Origin of the sequence: Mesonia algae (genome assembly GCF_003253545.1) — a bacterium.
GTDB lineage: Bacteria > Bacteroidota > Bacteroidia > Flavobacteriales > Flavobacteriaceae > Mesonia > Mesonia algae.
Genome location: NZ_QKYV01000003.1, coordinates 272,721 through 293,529, shown reverse-complemented (window position 1 = coordinate 293,529; position 20,809 = coordinate 272,721). Strand labels below are relative to the sequence as shown.

Genomic DNA, 20,809 nt, shown 5'->3' with positions numbered 1-20,809 from the left:
AAAACAGTGAAAAGAATTATGAAATATACATTTTTGCAAATTCAGAAATAAAAATTTTTTATGGAAAATATTTATATCGTAATGCTTACGATTTTATTTGCACTTGCAATTACCGATTTGGTTGTAGGGGTAAGTAATGATGCAGTGAATTTTTTAAACTCTGCAATTGGTTCTAAAGCCATTTCTTTACGTACCATTATGATTGTTGCCAGTATTGGTGTAGCGGTTGGAGCCATTTTTTCTAGTGGTTTAATGGAAGTGGCTCGTAAGGGGATTTTTGTTCCTAGTCAATTTTATTTTGATGAAATCATGATCATCTTTTTGGCCGTGATGATAACCGATGTTTTATTGTTAGATTTTTTCAATTCCTTAGGTTTACCAACTTCCACCACGGTTTCTATTGTTTTTGAATTATTAGGAGCTGCAGTAAGTGTAGCTTTTATTAAACTATATAACCAAGGTGAAGGTTATGAAATGTTGGCGCAATATATTAATACTTCTAAGGCATTAGAAATAATTGTGGGAATACTGCTCTCGGTCGTCATAGCATTTACGATTGGTGCTTTGGTTCAATATTTATCTAGGTTGGTATTTTCTTTTCAATATGAGAAAAAAATTAAATATATAGGAGCTATTTTTGGAGGACTTTCAATTACAGCAATTACCTATTTCATTTTCATTAAAGGAATGAAGAGTATTTCTTTTATTTCTTCGGATGTAAAAGATTATGTGAATGACCATACTTTGATTATTATTCTGGGTAGCTTTTTAGTGTGGACTTTACTTTCTCAACTTCTTATGAGCGTTCTGAAAATAAACATTTTAAAAGCGATTATTGTTATAGGGACCTTTGCCTTAGCTTTAGCTTTCGCTGGAAATGACTTAGTAAACTTTATAGGTGTTCCTATTGCAGCTTGGCAATCTTTTGAATTGTGGCAACAGGCTTATCTTGCTACTGGGGTTTTACCTTCTGAGTTTAACATGGAAGGACTTTCAGGCGCAGTAGAAACGCCAGAACTTTTATTGATTTTAGCGGGAGGAATAATGGTAGTTACATTATGGTTTTCAAGTAAAGCTAGATCGGTTGTAGATACAGGAATTAATTTGGCAAGACAAGGAGATGGAGTAGAGCGATTTGAACCTAATACTTTATCGCGAGTAATAGTGCGTTATTCTGTGTACCTAACAAGTGGTATTTCTAAGGTGTTGCCAAATTCCGTGAAAAATAAGATAGAAGAAAAATTTCAAAAACCAAAGGAGTTAATTAATGATAGAAGAATTGATGCTCCAGCATTTGATACCGTAAGAGCATCGGTAAATATGGTAGTGGCGAGTATTCTTATTTCTATAGGAACCAATTTAAAATTACCATTATCTACAACTTATGTAACCTTTATGGTAGCTATGGGTACTTCTTTAGCCGATAGAGCTTGGGATAGAGAGAGTGCTGTGTATAGAGTAGCAGGAGTTATTAATGTAGTAGGAGGATGGTTTGTAACCGCAATTGTTGCCTTTATTGCTGCAGCTATATTTGCTGCAATTATTTGGTATGGAGGGATGATTGCTATTGCAGTTTTAGTTTTGTTGGCTGTTTTTCTTATTACGAGGAGTGCAATTTTACATACTAGAAAAGTAAAAGCTGAAAAAAATAAGAAGCGTTTTAATAGAAATGATATCATTACTATTAACGAAATTACGATGGAAACATCACAGAATATTTCTAACGTTATTCAGGGTATAAATAAGCGTTACGGTAAAGTAATTGATCATTTGGGTTACCATGATCTTGGGAAGCTTAAAAAGGATACTAAAAAGCTAAATGTGCTTGAAGATGAGGTGGAAGAACTAAAAGATAATGTATTCTACTTTATTAAATCTTTGGAGGAAAATTCTGTAGAGGCGAGTAGATTCTATATTCTCTTCTTAGACCATATGCAAGATATTGTGCAGTCGATTGCTCAAATAACTAGATCGAGTTATAAGCACGTTAACAATAACCATAAGAATTTGAAGTTTAATCAAATTCGAGATTTAAAGAGTATTGACAGAGAGTTACAGGTAGTTTTCCAAGAAATAATTGAAACTTTTGATACGCATTCTTTTGAGAATATAAATCAGATTATTGTTCAGAAACAAGCCCTTATCGGAAAAGTTTCAGAGCTAATTCAAAAACAGATTACACGTATTAGAACTTCAGAAACTAGTCCTAAAAACACCAAATTATATTTTGGTTTGTTGTTAGAAACTAAAGATATGATCACGTCAACGATTAGTTTATTGCAGCTTTTTGAAAGCTATTATGACGATGCTAAACGAGAATTTTAATAAATAGAACTCCGTATTGTAAAATAAAAAAGCTCCCAAATTGGGAGCTTTTTTAATATGTGATAAACCGAAAAAATTATCCGTTAATAGCTTCTACTGTATTTACTTTATTGTGAAGCATTTCTTTTAACATATTTTCAATACCATTCTTAAGCGTAAAAGTAGAAGAAGGACATCCGCTACAAGCACCTTGTAAAATCACTTTTACTGTTTTAGTTTCTTCATCATAAGAGTCGAACATTATATTTCCTCCATCACTTGCTACGGCAGGTTTTATATATTCATCTAAGATCGCAACGATTTCTTTAGAGGTATCATCTAAATTTTCGATAGATGGAGACGAGCTGTTTACTATATCCTCTCCAGAAGATTTTTGTGTAGCTCCTTCTTCAAGAATCTGTTTACCGTCTTCAATATAACTTCTAATAAATTCTCTCAGTTCTAAAGTAATATCATTCCAGTCCGCTACGTCATATTTAGAAACCGAAACATAATTTTCATCTAAGAAAACCTCTTTCACAAAAGGAAAATGAAATAAAGCTTTAGCTAAAGGAGAATGCGAGGCATCGTCAATATTTTTAAATTCTATAGATTGTAAAACTAATTTTTTATTAGCTACAAACTTCATTACTTTAGGGTTAGGAGTGCTCTCTGCATATACCGTTACCGGAATTTTTTTAGTTTGTTGAGAATCTTCTTTAATAATAACAGTGCCATTATTTAAAAGGTCTTCTAACTGATTTTTTAATTCTTCTTGCACATCTTCCCAAGCAACAATGTCATATTTTTCTATAGCAACAAAATTTTGTGCTAAATAAACCGTTTTAACAAATGGAAGGTGAAATAATTTTTGTGCTAAGGGCGATTTTGACGCCTCATCAATATTTTTAAATTCATAGCTTTCATGATTGACTAAAAATTGATCAGCTTCAAATTTAACAATAGATTTATTGGTGGTAGCCTTAACTTCTATATGGTAATTTTTCATAAACGCAAATTTTACGCAAAAATACTAAAAGAAATACAATGAAATGAATATATTTACGGCTTATATAGAGAAATAAAGTTTAATAGAAATTCCTCAAAGGATTCATATTTTATGTTAATTTTGTGATTTTTGTTAGAAAAACCATAAATAATGTGGTTATAAATTTTTTACTTTTTCTCAATTTGCTTTAATTTGACGAGATAATACCCTAAAAAAATATGAAGTCTATAAAAACCTACTTGTTTTTGGCAATTATTACATTACCATTTTTGTCTCAAGCTCAAGAACGTGGAATTCCAGTTTATACCGATTACTTAACTGATAATCTATATTTAGTACACCCTTCAATGGCTGGTGCTGGTATTAGAAATAAAATTCGTCTTACGGGAAGAAGACAATGGTTTGATGTAGATGATGCTCCTTCTTTAGAAACTTTAAGTTTAAACGGAAGAGTTGGAGAGAATGTTGGAATTGGGGGGATTTTGTACAACGATAGTAATGGTCGATTTTCTCAACAAGGAGTTTACGCCACATTTGCATATCATATCTTGTTATCTAGAGATAGAGTAGATTTAAATCAATTATCTTTTGGTTTAAATGTGGGTGTTTTACAAGAGAAATTAGACGAAAGTGATTTAATTGGAGGTACAAACCCTAATGACCCCATAATTTCAGGAACAGAACAACAAGATTCTTATTTTAATGTTGATTTTGGAATGTCTTATTATTTTTTAGAGTTCTATTCTCATTTTACCGTAAAGAATTTAATTCCGCAAAAGCGTGATATTTTTTCAGATAACTTTGAGACCGATAACCAAAGACAGTATTTACTTTCGTTAGGTTACATTATAGCGCCTTATGGATCGGAGTGGTCATACGAGCCTTCGGTTCTTTTTCAAATGAAAGAAGAAACCTCAGAAGCATCAATCGATGCTAACTTTAAAGTTTATAGAAATTTTGATTTTGGTCAACTTTGGGGAGGTCTTTCTTATAGAAGAAGTTTTGATGGTGCAGAATATAGTACTGATGGATTGGCTAGTGTAGAAAATCAAAAATTACAATATGTATCTCCTTTCTTAGGAATTAATTACGGAGATTTTATGTTTGCTTATACTTACACATATCAAGCAAATTCTATAGTATTAAGTAATTCTGGTTTTCACCAAATAACTTTAGGATATACCTTCGGAAAGAATAAAGAGCCTTACCATTGTAATTGTCCTGCTATTAATTACTAAAAATCTAAATAGGAAACTTTAAATTTTTCTATGCGGTTATAATTTACCAGGTCGTCTAAGACTTTAGGATTTTTATTTGAAAAAAATATAGAATCTTTTTCTAACCTATCGCTAAGCAGTTTTGCATTTTGTAAAACTGCTTTTGTCTGTTTAGCTACCGCCTCTCCAGAATCTATAATTTGTACGCCTTCAGGAAGTATCTCTTTAATTAATGGAATTAAATAAGGATAATGACTGCAACCTAGCACAAGATAATCTATGCCCTTTGCTATCATAGGTTGAAGAAGTCTTGTAAGTAAGTTTCTTGTTTTTTCAGAATTTAATAAACCTTTCTCTACGAGAGGGACTAATCCTTCTCCTATCACTTCTATTATTTCAGTATTTTTAGCAAACAGTTCAGATGTTTTGGTAAACAATTCGCTGGATAATGTTCCTTTGGTGGCTAATATCCCAATAACTTTAGATTTACTTTGAAGTGCTGCAGGCTTAATAGCAGGCTCTATTCCTATAAAAGGCACATCAAAGCTACATCTTAATTCTTTTATTGCATTTGTGGTAGCTGTATTGCAAGCCACAACAATGATTTTTGCGCCTTGGTCTAAAAGTAATTCTGTGTTCTTATAGGATAAATCTATGATCTCTGATTTGCTTTTAGCTCCATACGGAGCATTTCGGCTATCTGCTAAGTAAATGATTTGCTCTTTAGATAAAAGCTGTTGTACGGCTTTAAAAATAGAAGTTCCGCCAACGCCAGAGTCAAACATTCCAATAGGAGCAGATTTTATCATAGTTAAATTTTAATAGTAAAAATAAAAAAGCGTTTCCATTAATGGAAACGCTTTTTTACAATTTGTATAAATTTTATAGAATTAGATTCCTAACTCCTTCTTTACATCGTTTAATAAGTCATAACCATCGGCTAATAAAACACCTCCAGCACCTGTAGTAGAATCTAAAACGTAATCAAAACCTTTAGCTCTAGCTACTTTTTGAATCGCAGTTCTTGCTTTTTCATAAACAGGCTTTAATAATTCAGTTTCTTTCTTTTGTAACTCCTTTTGAGCAACTTGTTGGAACTGAACGATTTTCTCTTGAGTAGCTTGTAACTCTCTAGCTCTAGAAGCATTCTCTTCTTCAGTCTTGGTAGTAGCTTCTGCTTGGTAACGTTGATTTTTGTTTTGAGCCTCTTTTAATAAATCATCGATGTCTGCTCTATAAGTCTTTTCTAATTTTTCTAATTGAGACATAGCAGATTGATATGTAGGCATAGACTCAATAAGTTCTTGTGTTCCTACGTGAGCCACTTTAGAGGTTTGTGCATTAGTAAATGCAACTGCACCTAACATAAATGATACGGCTATTAAAACGGTCTTAAATTGTTTCATCTTTCTAAAAAATTAATTGTTGTTATTTAATTGTTTCTTTTATTTATTTCTAGCTTGTTCTAAGCTGTCTCTTCTTCTTTCTCTATCTTCTAATAACTTTCGTCTTCTCTCTTCATATTCTGCTTGTCTGGCTGCTCTTGCAGAATCTCTTTTCCTTTGACGTTCGTCTAGCATACTTTCTCTTTCATCAACTTGAGCCTGTCTTTCTCTTTCTCTTTTTGCTTCTTCTGCAGCCTCATTTTTGGCACCTTCAACAGATTTGTACGGCTCGTTAGGATCAACAGCTACTTCATTAGCTCTATTTTCATTCTGCGTTTTTCTAGACGTTCTTTCGATCATCGTTAAAACCTGATCGCTAATATCGTGTCTATTTGCAGAAAATAACATTAATGCTTCCGCGGAATTTTCAAAGATAAAATCATATTCTCTTTTAAGACCGATTTCTTGTACAGCATTAAAAACTTGATCTTGAACCGGCTGTACCAATTGTCTTTTTTGAATCATTAAATCTCCTTGAGTGCCAAACCTATCATTTTGATAATCTAAAACTTTCTTCTCTTCAAAAGCAATCTCTTCTTCTCTTTCTTCTATAAGTTCTTTAGTCAAAAGAGCTCTTTCATTTTCTAAGTTTTGCTTCATATCATCAACATTTTTCATCATCAGTTCAATTTCAGATTTCCATTTCTGAACCTTGCTTTCTAATTGTTGACTAGCTTGTTGATATTCTGGAATATTTTTTAAAATATAATCCATATCAATATAAGCAATTTTAATTCCTCTTTGAGCGCTTAAATTAAGGCTAAAGGCTATTGCTGTAATAAGAAGTAAAAAATTTTTTTTCATCATCTCTTGTTCATGTTAGAAAATATCGTGCCAATTTAAAATTGCTGTCCGATAATAAAATGAGTTTCCCATCCATTAGCACCGTTATTTGTTCCAGGAATAGGGTCAAATCCATAACCAAAATCAATACCTAGTAAACCAAATGCAGGCATAAAGATACGTAAACCTACACCAGCAGATCTACTTAGTTGAAAAGGATTAAAGTCTTTAAAGCCATCGTAACTAGCTCCACCTTCAACAAATGCTAACGTATAAATAGAAGCTGTAGGCTTAAGCGTAATTGGGTATCTTAATTCTAACGAATATTTATTATAAATTGTAGCTCCATCATTTCTAGTTAAGTTAGAGCCTAAGGCTCTGCCTTGAGGTGTTAAAGATTGATTTGGATAACCTCTAAGCGCAATATTTTCTCTTCCGTCAAGGCTGTATCCTCCTAAACCATCACCTCCTAAATAGAATCTCTCAAACGGAGGAATTCCTCTATCATTGTCGTAAGCTCCTAAAAATCCGTATTCTGTTGATGCTTTAAGTACTAATTTTCCAGCTATTTTGTTATACCACTCACCTTTAAACTTTATTTTATAATATTCTAATAGCTTAAATCTTTCTTGGTCAATTTTAGCTACATCGGCCTCTCCATTGGTTTGGAACTCTGGATCATCTCCTAAATTAGCATAATCTACACCGTTCCATGCAGAATAAGGAGGAGTTACTTTTGCTGAGATATTGAATTTAGATCCCCCCATTGGGAAAACAGGGTTGGTGTAAGTGTTATCTCTACTTAATCCAAATGTAATAGCAATGTTGTTAGCATACCCGTCAGGGAAGGTAAATAAACCTATGTTATAGTTCTTTAAATTATAGTGTTGGTAACTTAGAGCTACAGATGCTGTAAAGAAATCATCTGGAATAGTAAGTCTCTTTGCTAAACCAATAGAACCACCAGTAATTAAAAATCTTCTGTCTCTATCTGCTTCTCTTTCAAAAGCATCATAGAAATATTGAACAGTATGAGAAAAAGAGGTAGTTAAACGAATTGGTTTTTTTCCTCCTAACCAAGGTTCTGAAAATGATAAGCTATAGGTTTGGTAGTAACTTGCAGCCTGTGCTCTTAAAGATAAGGTTTGCCCGTCTCCCATTGGTAAAGGTTTGTAAGCATCTTTGTCTAAAATTCCTTTTAAAGAGAAATTGTTAAAAGATAAACCTAATGTTCCTACAAAACCTCCACCGCCATAACCTCCTTGAAGTTCTACTTGGCTAGCTCCGCTTTCAACTACTTTATAATCTAAATCTACAGTAGCGTCGGCTGGGTTTACTTTAAAATCTGGAGAAAGTTGTTCGGCGTCAAAGAAACCTGTAGCTCCTAATTCTCTAACTGTTCTTACCACATCTTGCTTACTATACTTTTGACCAGGTCTCGTTCTTATGTTTCTGTAGATTACGTGATCGTTAGTTTTATCATTTCCGGTAACGGTAATTCTATCAAAATAAGCAATTTTACCTTCTCTTACACGTATCTCGAAGTCTATCGTATCGTTATATATTCTTGTTTCAACCGGATTAATTTGCGCAAATAAATACCCGTTATTTTGATACAAATTAGTTAAATCCTCTGCGTCTGGCTGAGTTTGATCACTAATTTTCTTTTCTAATAAGGTTCCGTTATATACATCTCCTTTAGAAATTCCTAAGATGTTTTTTAATTCCCTATCTGAATAAACACTGTTTCCTAAGAAAGTAATATCTCCAAAAAAGTATTTATTACCTTCTTCTAAATTAATGGTAAGCTCAACATCCTTCTCGTTTAATTTAACGAGCGTGTCAGATACAATTCTGGCATCACGATAACCTTTAGATTTGTACTTGTCTATAATTTTTTCTTTGCCAAGCTCATATTCGTCTTCAATATACTTAGATCTCTTCCAAAATCTAAAGAAGCTCTTTTGTTTAGTTTTTAATTGACGACGTACTTTACCATCGCTAAAAATTTCATTTCCGTTAATGTGTATGTCTGCAACTTTCACTTTTTCGCCGCGATCTATCCTTAAGATCATGTCTACTTGTTCGGCTTCAGAAACTTCTGCAGTATCTTTTACGGTATTCGTTCTTATGTCTACTTTGGCATTAAGATAACCGTCTTGAGCATAAGAATTCTTAATATTATTCTTTGTTTTGGTAATTAAGTTTTCGGTGACTTTAGATCCTGCTTTAAGGTCATTGTCCTTAATTATATCTTTTCGTTTCTTTTTCTTTTTAAGACCTACGATTTCAACTTCTTTTAACTCTGGTACCTCTTGAATTTCTAATTCTAAATCGGCTACATTTCCGTTAACGTTCGTTACGTAAAGGTTGATGTCACTAAATAGCCCAAGATCCCAAAGCTTTTTGATAATGCTGCTGATTCTGTCTCCTGGAATGTAAATCTCTTCTCCAGTTTTGAGTCCTGTAAAAGCAATTACGGTTTGCTCGTTATAATTTTGACTACCAACAACACTAATCTCGCCTACGGTATATTTTTTACCATTGGCAATAGCTATATCTTGTGCCTGAGTGTGGTTGAATGCGAGTACACAAATTATTAAAAGTAATAGTTTCTTTAACATCAATATATTAATTGATTTGTTCACTGGTTTTTCCAAATCTTCGTTCTCTGTTTTGATAATTTAGTATTGCTTCTAATAAGTCTTCTTTGCGGAAATCTGGCCACAAAATATCTGTAAAATATAATTCCGCGTAAGCGATTTGCCACAACAGAAAATTACTAATACGACGTTCTCCACTTGTTCTAATCAATAAATCTACATCGGGTAAATCATGAGTATACAAATGCTGCTGTACGAAATCTTCATTAATTTCACTGGTTTCAATTTCTTGCGCTGAAACCTTTTCGCTTATTCTTTTTATAACACTTAATAGTTCTTCTCTAGAACCGTAGCTAAGTGCTAATGTTAGGGTCATTAAATTATTGTTAGAAGTTTTTTCAATAACTTCTTCTAATTCTTTTCTTGCCTTGGAGGGTAAATTATCTAAACAACCAATAGCTTTAAGCTGTATGTTGTTGTCCATTAAAGTTTTAATTTCTTTCTTAAGAGAAGAAACCAATAACTTCATAAGAGTTTTAACTTCTAATTTTGGTCGGTTCCAGTTTTCTGTAGAAAAAGCGAAAAGGGTTAAGTTTTTTACACCTGTTTCGGCACAAATTTCAACGGTTTCTCTAACCGCAACTGTTCCTTTTTCGTGACCAACAGCTCTTAAAAAGCCTTGTTTTTTTGCCCACCTACCGTTACCGTCCATAATTATGGCGATGTGTTGTGGAAGGTTTTGTTTATTTATTTTTTCTTTCAAATTCATTAAAAAGCGCAATAACAAGGTTTTCGACCAAAGGTATAAGTTAAGGTGACTCCTACAAACATATACCAATCATTTGTATTGGGATTTCCAAAAGAAGGGTAAACTTCACCACCGTCAAACTCTTCAGGATTACTTCCGTCAAGGTTATCGGTAAAGGTGTAACGAGCACCGGCTTCAATTCCCAAAACCCAATTGGTGTTTAAAGTGCCTTTTACTCCTATAACCATAGGGATGGCTGCCGTAATTTTATTATCACCAGGAACAATGCGATTGGTCCTGTCTACATATTGATTGTCAGTAAAAACTCCTGTTAAACCTGTATATAAATAGGGTGTGAGTTGTGGTTTAAGGTTGTGAAGATTCCACTCCCAGAAGGTGTATTCAATACCTAAAGAAGCCTCGGTAATTTCATTTTTAAAAGAATAACCTCTTTGTTGTCTCCTATTTTCATCAGAATTTTTATCATCTGCCTCTAAAGAAGTGTGAAGAATAGAAAGTCTAAAAGAATGTCTTTTACTTCTATTCCATTTAAAAATACCTCCGGCTAATAAGCTTTTTGGAGCTATATAGCTAGTAGATCCTACGTCACCAATATAATTAGCTCCTCCTATATAAGGGCCAATTTCATAGGTTTGAGAACGTATATCTTTCACACACATAAGTATGGTTATCACAGCAATTAAATACCTCATAGATTTTCAAAAGTTTGCAAATATATGAATTAAGTTTTCTCTAACTTAATTTATATGGTTTTTGTACTTCTATGATTAACAAATTATACTCGTTTTTATTGTTTTAGTTTCTTTTATCTTCTCCCCAAAGTAACTTTTGTCTTAGAGTTTTGATAAAACTATCTTCATTTAATAGAACTAAACCTATAGTAAAAGGAGCTTTTTTAATGGTAATCGTGGTATCGTTATGAAGACTGGTTAATCGTGAATCTAACGAAACTAAAAACTCATTTTCTCTTCCAGAAACTTTAAGTGTTAGCTCTGTGTTATCTGGAATCATTAAAGGTCTTGCGTTTAAGTTGTGAGGAGCAATAGGTGTTATAGCTAACGCTTTAGTTTTGGGGTCTATAATTGGACCTCCACAACTTAAAGAATAACCTGTTGAACCGGTTGGCGTAGCAATGATTAAACCGTCTGCCCAATAGGCATTTAGGTATTTGCCGTCTAGCCAAGTCTCGATGGTGATCATCGAAGTGGTGTTCTTTCTACTAATTGCGATCTCATTTAAAGCAAAGTTCATATTAGAAAGACTATCGTTTTCTGGAGATGTTGCAATGGTGATTAATTCTCTTTTTGATATAGAGTATTTTTTTTCCTTTATAGCTAACATCATTTTTTTGATGTTCTCTTTTTGTATAGTTGCTAAAAAACCTAACCTTCCTGTGTTAATACCAACGATAGGAATGTCTAGGTCTCTTACAAAATTGATGCTTTTTAAAATCGTACCGTCTCCACCAATACTAAAAAATAACTGATAAGAATTATCAAGTTTTGTGAAGGTAGAAAAATTAGTGTATTGCTTATCTATACTACTATTTTCATTAATAATTTTAAGAAAATTAGCTTCAATCTCTACTTGTATATCTTGTAATTCTAGGGCGTCTAAAAGCTCTTGAATATACTGGCCGGAGTTCTTATGATAAAACTGTCCGTAAATTGCTACTTTCATATATTCAGGTATTTATCTAGGTAGTCAGATCTTTCTTGTAAGTTTTTGGTATAAGTGTCTTCTTCGTGTGAGCTTAGAATATTGTAGCCGTATCGTCTTAAGGTTTGGATTACATCATTAACTCCAGAGATATTGGTTTTTATAGTGATTTCTGCTACATCATTTTCAATTTTACTTACAAAAGCACCTAATAATTTATTGTTTGATGATTCTATAATCTGACTAATTTCACTAAAAGAATATTCCGTAAAGTTTTTTTCAACCACTAAAATGGCACCGTTTTCATTTAAAAATGGAGTTTCGTTAAAGAAGGACATAATATCTCCTAATTCAAGGTAGCCAAGGTATTTATTAGATTTTTCTTCTAATACTGGCATAAGATTGGCATTGTTAACACTAAAGTTTTTTAAAACTTCTAGCCAATTTTCGGTGTCACGAACAAAAAATCGCTCCAGAGCATATTGGTAATCCTCTAAAGTTTTTTCATTATCAAAGCATCTTAAATCATTTTCGCTAATAGAACCTATAAAAACTCCATCCTTTTCGACTGGAATATGTGTATAGGTAAGTTCGTTAAAAAGCTTTTTCAAATTCTTTATAGGCTGATTTACAGATTGGATTTCAATATCCTTAATAATGTAATTAGACAATAGCATACTCTGTGCGTTTTAACTGCAAATTAATTAAATTATACCACATGAAAGAATGGCAACTTTGTATTTTTGTAAAGCTAAAGACAAACCTATGACAAAATTAAGTGTTAATATCAATAAAATAGCCACCTTAAGAAATGCACGTGGTGGTAATATCCCCAATGTAGTAAAAGCTGCAAAGGATATTGAAGAGTTTGGAGCACAGGGAATAACAGTGCATCCAAGACCAGATGAGCGACATATAACTTACCAAGATGTAAGGGATTTGCAGCCTGTGGTAAAAACAGAATTTAATATAGAAGGTAATCCTGTTACAAAATTTATAGATCTCGTTATTCAAAATCAACCTACGCAAGTTACCTTGGTTCCAGATGCGGTAGATGCTATAACTTCAAATGCAGGTTGGGATACAGTTAAAAATAAGGAGTTTTTAACCGAAGTAATCTCTGAGTTTAAGAGTAAAGGTATTCGTGCATCTATTTTTGTAGACCCTAATCCCGAAATGATTAAAAATGCCATACATACAGGAGCAGACAGAATAGAGTTATACACAGAAGATTTTGCTAGCGAATATGAAAAAGGAAATCATGATGCTATTAAACCTTATATCGCTTGCGCGGAAATTGCCAATGATTTAGGTTTGGGGATAAATGCAGGTCATGATTTATCATTGCAAAACATTGAGTTTTTCAAAAAGAATATTCCTGGTTTATTAGAAGTTTCTATAGGTCATGCACTAATGGCAGAATCTCTTTATGAAGGTTTAGAAACAGTTATTCATAAATACCTAAAACTACTTCAGTAATGCAATTATATTCAAAAGTAATAGGAGAAGGGAAGCCATTTATCATTCTGCACGGTTTCTTAGGAATGGGGGATAATTGGAAAACTTTAGGAAAAGAATTTTCAGAAAAAGGGTTTCAAGTTCATTTGGTTGATCAAAGAAATCACGGACGTAGTCCGCATACAGATGAGTTTAGTTATGAACTCATGGCAGAAGACATTAAGGAGTATTGTGAAGAAAAAAATCTAAAAGATATTATTTTGTTGGGCCATTCTATGGGAGGAAAAACCGCAATGAAAGTGGCGACAAAATATCCAGATTTAATTCACAACCTTATTGTAGTAGATATCGCTCCAAAATATTATGAGCCTCATCATCAAACCATCTTAGAAGGCTTAACTATGCTTCAGGATGCAGAGTTAAACTCTAGAGGCTTAGCCGATGAAAAATTAGAAGAGTATATTTCAGAATGGGGAGTAAGACAATTTCTTTTAAAAAACCTATATTGGAAAGAGAAGGGGAAATTAGCTTTAAGAATGAATCTAGATATCTTAAAGGAAAAAGTAGAGAGTGTAGGGAAAGCTTTAGAGGAGAGCGATACATTTGAAAAGGATACTTTATTTTTAAGTGGGGGAAACTCTAATTACATCCGTAAAGAAGACAGAGAGTTAATAAAATCTCACTTTCCTAAAAGTAACTTAGTAACAATTAAAGATGCGGGGCATTGGGTTCACGCAGAAAAGCCAGATGATTTTTTTCAAATAATTATGGCTTTTATTGATAAATTCTCATAAATTTACTATGCCTGCATAATATTTCTCAAAAATGCTTGCCTATATTCTATTTTATGCTAAATTTGAAATAATGAAATAACTTAATATATCTTCTATGATTATGAAAAAACTACTATTTTTTGCAGCATTTTTACTTGCTGCGAGTGTTACTTATGCTGGTGGTTATCGAGTGAGCGCTCAGGGTCAAAGGGCTTTGGCGATGGGACACACGGGAGTGGCAGTCGTTAACAGTGCAGAATTGGCTTTCTTTAACCCCGCAGGATTAGTTTATTTAGAAAACAAATTAAATATATCAGCTGGTGTAACAGGTGTTATGTCTAATGTAAAATGGCAAAATGTAGAATCTGGCCAGTTTGCAGAAACAGATAACCCAATAGGGACACCCTTCTATTTTTACGCTTCATATAAAGTAACCGATTTTCTTACAGTAGGGTTAAGTGCTTATTCTCCTTATGGAAGTACAGTAGAATATCCAACAGATTGGGCGGGATCACATTTAGTTAATAATATTGATTTACAGGCTATTTATATTCAGCCGTTAGTTTCATTAAGATTATCTGAATATTTTAGTATTGGTGGTGGTCCAATTTACGTAACAGGAGGTGTAAACTTTAATAGAAACGTGAATAGAACACTTACCGATGAACAAGGAGATCGATCTAATGTAGAAATTGATGCTTCTAATGTTACTAATTGGGGTTGGTCTGCTTCTTGGATGTTTACTCCAACAGAAAATTTTAGAATAGGATTTAATTACCGTTCTGAAGTTATTTTAGAAGCAGAAAATGGTGATGCTACTTTCTCTAATGTGCCTAACTCTCCATTATCGCCTGTGCAAAATGGAACGGTGAATTTTGATGCATCTTTACCAATGCCTGCCGAAATGACTGTAGGTTTATCTTACAGCTTCCTAGATAAATGGTTGTTCGCATTTGATTATAACAGAGCTTATTGGAGTGTTTATAATGATTTAATGATTGATTTTGCGCCAGAAGGTGTTCCAGATTCTTCTAATCCTAGAAACTACAAAAATGCTTCTACTTATAGATTCGGTTTACAGTATGAAGCTCTAGATCAATTAACCTTAAGAGCAGGATATTACTTAGATGAGTCTCCAGTACAATCAGGTTATTTTGCTCCAGAAACACCAAGAAATGATTCCCACGGATTTACAGGTGGTTTTTCTTACCAATTAAGTAAAAGATTTGCTTTAGATGCCTCTGTAACTTACCTAAGATTTAATGAAGTTGATGCCTCTTATGATTTTTATACAGAAAATGGACAAAGTGTACCATTTGAAGGAACCTACAAGAGTAACGCTTTCTTAGCAGGTTTGGGTGTAACATTTAATTTATAATAGAAATGATAACAATGAGAAATTATATAAAATATGCTGCAGTTCTAGCTTTAGGATTAGTAGCTTGTGAGCCAGAGTTTGATGAATCTGTTGAAGATGATAAGGTATATGACCAAGGTAGCGCAGATTTCAGTAATTATGTTGCGGTAGGAAATTCTTTAACTGCAGGTTATGCAGATAATGCGTTGTATGTTAGCGGACAAAAAAATTCTTATCCTAATATTTTAGCACAACAATTTGAGCGTGTAGGTGGAGGAGATTTTACTCAGCCATTAATGAATGATAACCTTGGTGGACTTTTACTTCAAGGGGATCAAATTGCAGGTAACCGTTTGACGTTATCTGTTGTAAATGGTGCGCCAGCACCAACACCAATTTCGGGAACTCCAACCACAGAGATTTCAAATACACTTACGGGATCTTTCAATAATATGGGAGTTCCTGGAGCGAAAAGTTATCACTTAATGGCTCCAGGTTATGGGAATGTTGCCGGTGTACCTACAGGTCAATCAAATCCTTATTTTGTGCGTTTTCGTTCATCTGCAGATGCAACAGTATTGGGAGATGCAGTAGCGCAAAACCCAACATTTTTTAGTTTATGGATAGGAAATAACGATGTGCTAGGCTATGCTTCCTCTGGTGGAGTAGGAGTTAGTCAGCAAGGAAATTTAGATCCTGCGACGTATGGAAGTAATGATATCACAGATACTAATGTTTTTGCGTCTGTTTACAGTCAAGAAGTAGATGCACTTTTAGCTTCGGCAAGTGCTGGGGTCGTTTTAAATATTCCAAATGTAACTTCAACTCCTTACTTTAATACGGTTCCTGTAAATGCAATTCCGTTAGATGCGGATACAACAGCGTTTTTAAATTCACAATTTGCAGCTTATAATACTCAGGTACTTCCAGGTTTAGTTCAATTTGGAATTCTTTCTCCAGAAGAAGCAGCTATGCGTGAAGTTGTATTTCAACAAGGTCAAAATTATGTAACCTTAGTAGATGAAGAATTAACTGATATTTCTCAGATACTCCAAGCTCCGCCGTTTAGTTTAGATGCTCAAACAGCCATGATGTTAGGTCAAATTAGACAGGCAAATGATTCTGATTTAATACCTCTACCAAGTTCTAGTTTCTTAGGAACTTTAGTTAATGATGATCCTAATTTGGTAAATGGGGTAAGTGTTCCTTTAGGAGATGAACATGTTCTAACTGCTTCTGAACAAGAAGAAGTGGCGACTGCGACAGCGGCGTTTAATCAAATTATAGAATCTATTGCTGCAGATAAAGGTTTAGCTTTTGTAGATGCTAATGCAATATTAGATAGGGTTGCTACTTCTGGTATTTCTTTTGATGGTGGCTCTATAACAGGAGAATTTGCTACTGGAGGAGCTTTTTCTTTAGACGGAATTCACTTAACGCCTAGAGGGTATGCTTTTATAGCTAATGAAATTATAAAATCTATTAATACGACTTACAATGCTACAATACCAAGTGTAAACATTGGAGATTATAGCGGTGATCCTTCTTTAGGAGACTAGTTGAAAGTTAATTTTTTTAAAAAGGCATTCTATATTTAGAATGCCTTTCTTATTTTTAGAATAAACTTAGATAGATATATGAAACTCATTCTTAAAATTCTTGTTACAGCTATATTAGTAGTTATTTTAGCTGAAATTTTACCAGGAGTCACCACTTCTAGTTATGTTACGGCTATTATCGTAGCGGTTATTTTAGGCTTACTTAATTTAATCGTCAGGCCTATTTTAGTGTTATTAACACTTCCAGTTACGATTGTTACATTAGGTTTATTTCTGCTGGTCATCAATGCTTTTATCATATTGGTAGCAGATGGTTTAATTGGTGGTTTTGAGGTAGACGGATTTTGGTGGGCGCTTATTTTTAGTGTTTGTCTTTCAATCTTACAATCTATTCTTGATTCGATAACCGATTAGCATCCGTAAAATAAAAATCACATCATCAAGTTAATTAAAAACTTGGTTGGCAGGTAAATAAATTGTAATTTTGCACTCCAAAATTTAGAAGTTTTAAGCATGGAAATTACAAGAGAGAATATAGACGAGCTAAATGCTGTAATAAAGGTTGATATCAAAAAAGATGATTACAACCCAAAAGTAGAGAAGATTTTAAAAGATTACCGTAAGACGGCTAACATTCCTGGTTTTAGAAAAGGTCACGTACCCATGGGAATGGTAAAAAAACAATACGGTCAAGCTGTATTGGTTGATGAGGTAAACAAAATTTTACAGGAATCTCTTAATAACTACATTACTGAAGAGAAATTAGAGATCCTTGGAAATCCATTACCAAAAGAGCAAGAAAGCTTCGATTGGCAGCAAGATGATTATTCTTTTGAGTTTGAATTAGGTCTTTCACCAAAATTTGATGTAGACCTAAAAACTAAAGAGGCTATCACACAATACCAAATTGTTGCAGATGAGGAGATGATTGATAATCAAATCAAAACCATCCAAAAGCAATACGGGAAATTAGTTTCTAAAGAAGAAGTTGAAGAAGGAGATGTCGTTGCTGGTACTTTTAAAAATGAAGAAGAGGGAATAGAAAATACGACTACTCTTCCATTAGAAAAGTTAAAAGGTAAAAGAAATTTAAACAAATTTGTTGGATCTAAAGTAGGTGATACAATTAGTTTAAAAACAAAAAGTCTTTTTGAAGATGATCACGATCTTATAGAGTTCCTAAAAGTAGAACACGATAAAGCACACGATTTAGATGTTGAGGTTACTTTTGAAATTACAGAAGTTAATCAACAAGAGCTTGCAGAATTAGATCAAGAATTATTTGATAAGCTTTTTGGTGAAGGGAACGTGAAAACGGTAACTGAACTTAAAGAAAAAATAAAAGAAGACGCAGAAAATCAGTTTAAACAACAAAGCGATCAGCAGTTGTTAAACGATGTAACAGAGCGTTTAATTGAAAATACAAACTTTAGCCTTCCGGCGGAATTCTTACAAAAATGGATTCAAGTAAGTGGAGAAAAGCAACTTACAGCAGAAGAAGCTAAAGAAGAATATGAAAAAAGTGAAAAAGGTTTACGTTTTCAGTTAATTGAAGGAAAATTAGTTCAAGATAACGACCTTCAAGTTCAGTTTGATGAAATTAAGGAGATTACTAGAGACCGTATTAAAATGCAAATGGCACAATTCGGTCAGATGGATCCTTCAGAAAAAGATTTAGATGATATTACTGCAAGAGTACTTTCTAACCAAGATGAGGTAAAGAAATTATCTGAGCAAGTGATGAATCAGAAGCTATTAGAATTCTACAAAGAAAACATCAACTTGGATAAAAAAGAAATGACTTACGAAAATTTTGTTAAGGAAGTTTACAAGTAGTCTTTTATAGAATTAATACTTATATTTAAGGCGTTAAACCAATATGGGATAACGCCTTTTTTAGTCAATAAACACAGGGCTTTTTTAAAGCCACAAACAAAAAAAACTATGGATTTCGGAAAAGAATTTGAAAAATTTGCGACCAAAGATCAAGGGATTAATCCAAACTATTATTCTAAAATAGTAAGTAGTATGACACCTACAGGGATGACGCCTAATATTATTGAAGAAAGACAAATGAATGCGGTAGCTATGGATGTCTTTTCTAGATTGATGATGGATAGAATTATCTTTTTAGGAACAGGAATTAACGACCAAATAGCAAATATTGTACAGGCTCAAATGCTTTTTTTAGAAAGTACAGATGCCAATAAAGATATTCAAATTTACATTAACTCTCCAGGAGGTAGTGTATATGCAGGATTAGGAATTTATGATACGATGCAGTTTATAAAGCCAGATATAGCAACTATTTGTACAGGTATGGCAGCATCAATGGGTGCGGTATTATTATGCGCTGGAGCTGCAGGAAAACGTAGCGGATTACCACATTCTAGAGTTATGATTCACCAACCATTAGGAGGTGTTCAAGGTCAAGCAAGTGATATTGAAATTACAGCAAGAGAAATTCTTACCCTAAAGAAAGAGTTGTACAATATTATAGCTAAGCATAGTGGGCAAGATTACGATAAAGTACACGAAGATAGTGATCGTGACTACTGGATGAAAGCAGATAAAGCTAAAGAATACGGTATGATCGATGAAATTTTAACAAGAGGAGAAATCAAAGCATAAAGGATAGATATGGCGAAAGAAGAATTAGAATGTTCGTTTTGCGGAAGAAAGAAACCAGATACCAGTTTGTTAATTGCAGGCTTGGACGCACACATATGTGATCGCTGTATTGAGCAGGCTCACGGTATTGTGGTGGAAGAATCGAAACAAGAAGGAGCACTAGAACTTTCTACAGAGTTTAAATTACGCAAACCAAAATCTATTAAGAGTTTTGTAGATGATTATGTCATTGGGCAGGAGTATACCAAGAAAGTACTTTCTGTAGCGGTTTACAATCATTATAAGCGTTTATTACAGCCTAAAAGTGATGATGATATCGAGATCCAGAAGAGTAACATCATTATGGTGGGGCAAACAGGTACTGGTAAAACCTTAATGGCAAAAACCATTGCAAAAATGCTTAATGTGCCGTTAGCTATTGTAGATGCTACAGTATTAACAGAAGCAGGTTATGTAGGAGAAGATGTAGAAAGTATTTTAACAAGATTGTTACAAGCTGCAGATTACAACCTAGAAAAAGCTCAGCAAGGAATCGTTTTTATTGATGAGATAGATAAGATTGCACGTAAAAGCGATAATCCATCAATTACTAGAGATGTGAGTGGGGAAGGTGTTCAGCAAGCTTTATTGAAACTTTTAGAGGGTACAACAGTAAATGTGCCGCCTAAAGGAGGAAGAAAGCATCCAGATCAAAAATTTATTGAAGTAAATACAGAGAATATCTTATTTATTGCTGGTGGGGCTTTTGACGGAATTGAAAAAAATATTACTAAACGACTTAATTTACAAGCCGTAGGGTATAGTGCTTCTAAATCTGAAGATACTATTGAACAGGATAATATCCTTAAATATATTATTCCAAAAGATTTAAAAGACTTCGGATTGATTCCTGAAATTATTGGGCGACTTCCGGTATTAACCTATATGAACCCGCTTGATGAGGAGACGCTTAGGGCTATTTTAACTGAACCTAAGAATTCATTAATTAAACAATACACAAAATTGTTTGAAATGGATGATATAGAGTTTAGCGTTACCGATGGTGCTTTAGAGTATATCGTTACAAAAGCTATTGAGTATAAGTTGGGAGCTAGGGGATTACGTTCTTTATGCGAAGCTATCTTAACCGATGCTATGTTCGAGATGCCAGAAGGTAAAGAGAAAGAATTAAAAGTGACTAAAGCTTACGCGGAAAAAGCGTTAGACAAAAGCACGATTAAAAAGTTAAAGGCAGTTTCTTAA

General features: G+C 33.5%; 19 protein-coding genes. 10 read left to right on the top strand and 9 right to left on the bottom strand.

The genetic code is table 11. The features are described from left to right. Positions 1-60: 60 nt before the first annotated feature. A complete protein-coding gene (locus LX95_RS06745; protein WP_111540680.1) occupies positions 61-2,325 on the top strand; it encodes an inorganic phosphate transporter in 2,265 nt (754 codons plus the stop codon). A gap of 76 nt (positions 2,326-2,401) precedes the next feature. On the opposite strand, the gene LX95_RS06740 is transcribed toward LX95_RS06745, so the two are convergent. After that, complete coding sequence (locus LX95_RS06740) at positions 2,402-3,313, bottom strand: NifU family protein (protein ID WP_111540679.1); 912 nt, start codon at positions 3,311-3,313, stop codon at positions 2,402-2,404. A gap of 218 nt (positions 3,314-3,531) precedes the next feature. Between LX95_RS06740 and LX95_RS06735 the strand changes: the two genes are divergently transcribed. Further along, on the top strand, positions 3,532-4,551 hold the full coding sequence (locus LX95_RS06735) for a PorP/SprF family type IX secretion system membrane protein (protein ID WP_111540678.1): 1,020 nt from the start codon (positions 3,532-3,534) through the stop codon (positions 4,549-4,551). On the opposite strand, the gene murI is transcribed toward LX95_RS06735, so the two are convergent. From murI to LX95_RS06695, 8 genes are all read right to left on the bottom strand, one after another. Beyond that, entirely contained in the window at positions 4,548-5,339 is a 792-nt protein-coding gene (murI, locus tag LX95_RS06730; protein WP_111540677.1) for a glutamate racemase, read from the bottom strand. The genes LX95_RS06735 and murI overlap by 4 nt on opposite strands. An 81-nt stretch (positions 5,340-5,420) precedes the next feature. Further along, on the bottom strand, positions 5,421-5,936 hold the full coding sequence (locus LX95_RS06725; RefSeq protein WP_111540676.1) for an OmpH family outer membrane protein: 516 nt from the start codon (positions 5,934-5,936) through the stop codon (positions 5,421-5,423). Positions 5,937-5,975: 39 nt separating this feature from the next. Beyond that, a complete protein-coding gene (locus LX95_RS06720) occupies positions 5,976-6,779 on the bottom strand; it encodes an OmpH family outer membrane protein (protein ID WP_111540675.1) in 804 nt (267 codons plus the stop codon). A gap of 35 nt (positions 6,780-6,814) precedes the next feature. Continuing rightward, complete coding sequence (locus LX95_RS06715; protein WP_111540674.1) at positions 6,815-9,382, bottom strand: BamA/OMP85 family outer membrane protein; 2,568 nt, start codon at positions 9,380-9,382, stop codon at positions 6,815-6,817. A 7-nt stretch (positions 9,383-9,389) separates the two neighbouring features. After that, positions 9,390-10,130 carry an isoprenyl transferase gene (locus LX95_RS06710; protein WP_111540673.1) on the bottom strand — a complete coding sequence of 247 codons (741 nt, stop codon included), beginning with the start codon at positions 10,128-10,130 and terminating at the stop codon, positions 9,390-9,392. Continuing rightward, positions 10,130-10,822: a type IX secretion system protein PorG gene (porG, locus tag LX95_RS06705; protein WP_111540672.1), complete on the bottom strand. Its 693-nt coding sequence runs from the start codon at positions 10,820-10,822 to the stop codon at positions 10,130-10,132. The genes LX95_RS06710 and porG overlap by 1 nt, the downstream gene beginning before the upstream one ends. A gap of 103 nt (positions 10,823-10,925) precedes the next feature. Next, complete coding sequence (locus LX95_RS06700) at positions 10,926-11,810, bottom strand: NAD kinase (RefSeq protein WP_111540671.1); 885 nt, start codon at positions 11,808-11,810, stop codon at positions 10,926-10,928. After that, positions 11,807-12,466 (bottom strand): CBS domain-containing protein, encoded by a 660-nt coding sequence (locus tag LX95_RS06695; protein WP_111540670.1) that lies wholly within the window; start codon positions 12,464-12,466, stop codon positions 11,807-11,809. The genes LX95_RS06700 and LX95_RS06695 overlap by 4 nt, the downstream gene beginning before the upstream one ends. A gap of 88 nt (positions 12,467-12,554) precedes the next feature. Here LX95_RS06695 and LX95_RS06690 point away from each other — a divergent pair, with 88 nt between their 5' ends. The 8 genes from LX95_RS06690 to clpX all read left to right on the top strand — a co-directional run bounded on the left by LX95_RS06690 (position 12,555) and on the right by clpX (position 20,809). After that, positions 12,555-13,268, top strand: a complete 714-nt coding sequence (locus LX95_RS06690) for a pyridoxine 5'-phosphate synthase (RefSeq protein ID WP_111540814.1) — start codon at positions 12,555-12,557, stop codon at positions 13,266-13,268. After that, positions 13,268-14,041: an alpha/beta fold hydrolase gene (locus LX95_RS06685; protein ID WP_111540669.1), complete on the top strand. Its 774-nt coding sequence runs from the start codon at positions 13,268-13,270 to the stop codon at positions 14,039-14,041. Before LX95_RS06690 ends, LX95_RS06685 begins: the two co-directional genes overlap by 1 nt. A gap of 100 nt (positions 14,042-14,141) precedes the next feature. Next, positions 14,142-15,398 carry an OmpP1/FadL family transporter gene (locus tag LX95_RS06680; protein ID WP_111540813.1) on the top strand — a complete coding sequence of 419 codons (1,257 nt, stop codon included), beginning with the start codon at positions 14,142-14,144 and terminating at the stop codon, positions 15,396-15,398. Positions 15,399-15,412: 14 nt separating this feature from the next. Beyond that, positions 15,413-16,936, top strand: a complete 1,524-nt coding sequence (locus LX95_RS06675) for an SGNH/GDSL hydrolase family protein (RefSeq protein ID WP_111540668.1) — start codon at positions 15,413-15,415, stop codon at positions 16,934-16,936. Between the two features lie 78 nt (positions 16,937-17,014). Then, positions 17,015-17,350 carry a phage holin family protein gene (locus tag LX95_RS06670; protein ID WP_111540667.1) on the top strand — a complete coding sequence of 112 codons (336 nt, stop codon included), beginning with the start codon at positions 17,015-17,017 and terminating at the stop codon, positions 17,348-17,350. A 99-nt stretch (positions 17,351-17,449) separates the two neighbouring features. Then, positions 17,450-18,772, top strand: coding sequence for a trigger factor (tig, locus tag LX95_RS06665; RefSeq protein WP_111540666.1), 1,323 nt, complete (start codon positions 17,450-17,452; stop codon positions 18,770-18,772). Between the two features lie 108 nt (positions 18,773-18,880). Next, a complete protein-coding gene (clpP, locus tag LX95_RS06660; RefSeq protein WP_111540665.1) occupies positions 18,881-19,567 on the top strand; it encodes an ATP-dependent Clp endopeptidase proteolytic subunit ClpP in 687 nt (228 codons plus the stop codon). A 9-nt stretch (positions 19,568-19,576) separates the two neighbouring features. Next, positions 19,577-20,809, top strand: coding sequence for an ATP-dependent Clp protease ATP-binding subunit ClpX (gene clpX / locus LX95_RS06655; RefSeq protein WP_111540664.1), 1,233 nt, complete (start codon positions 19,577-19,579; stop codon positions 20,807-20,809).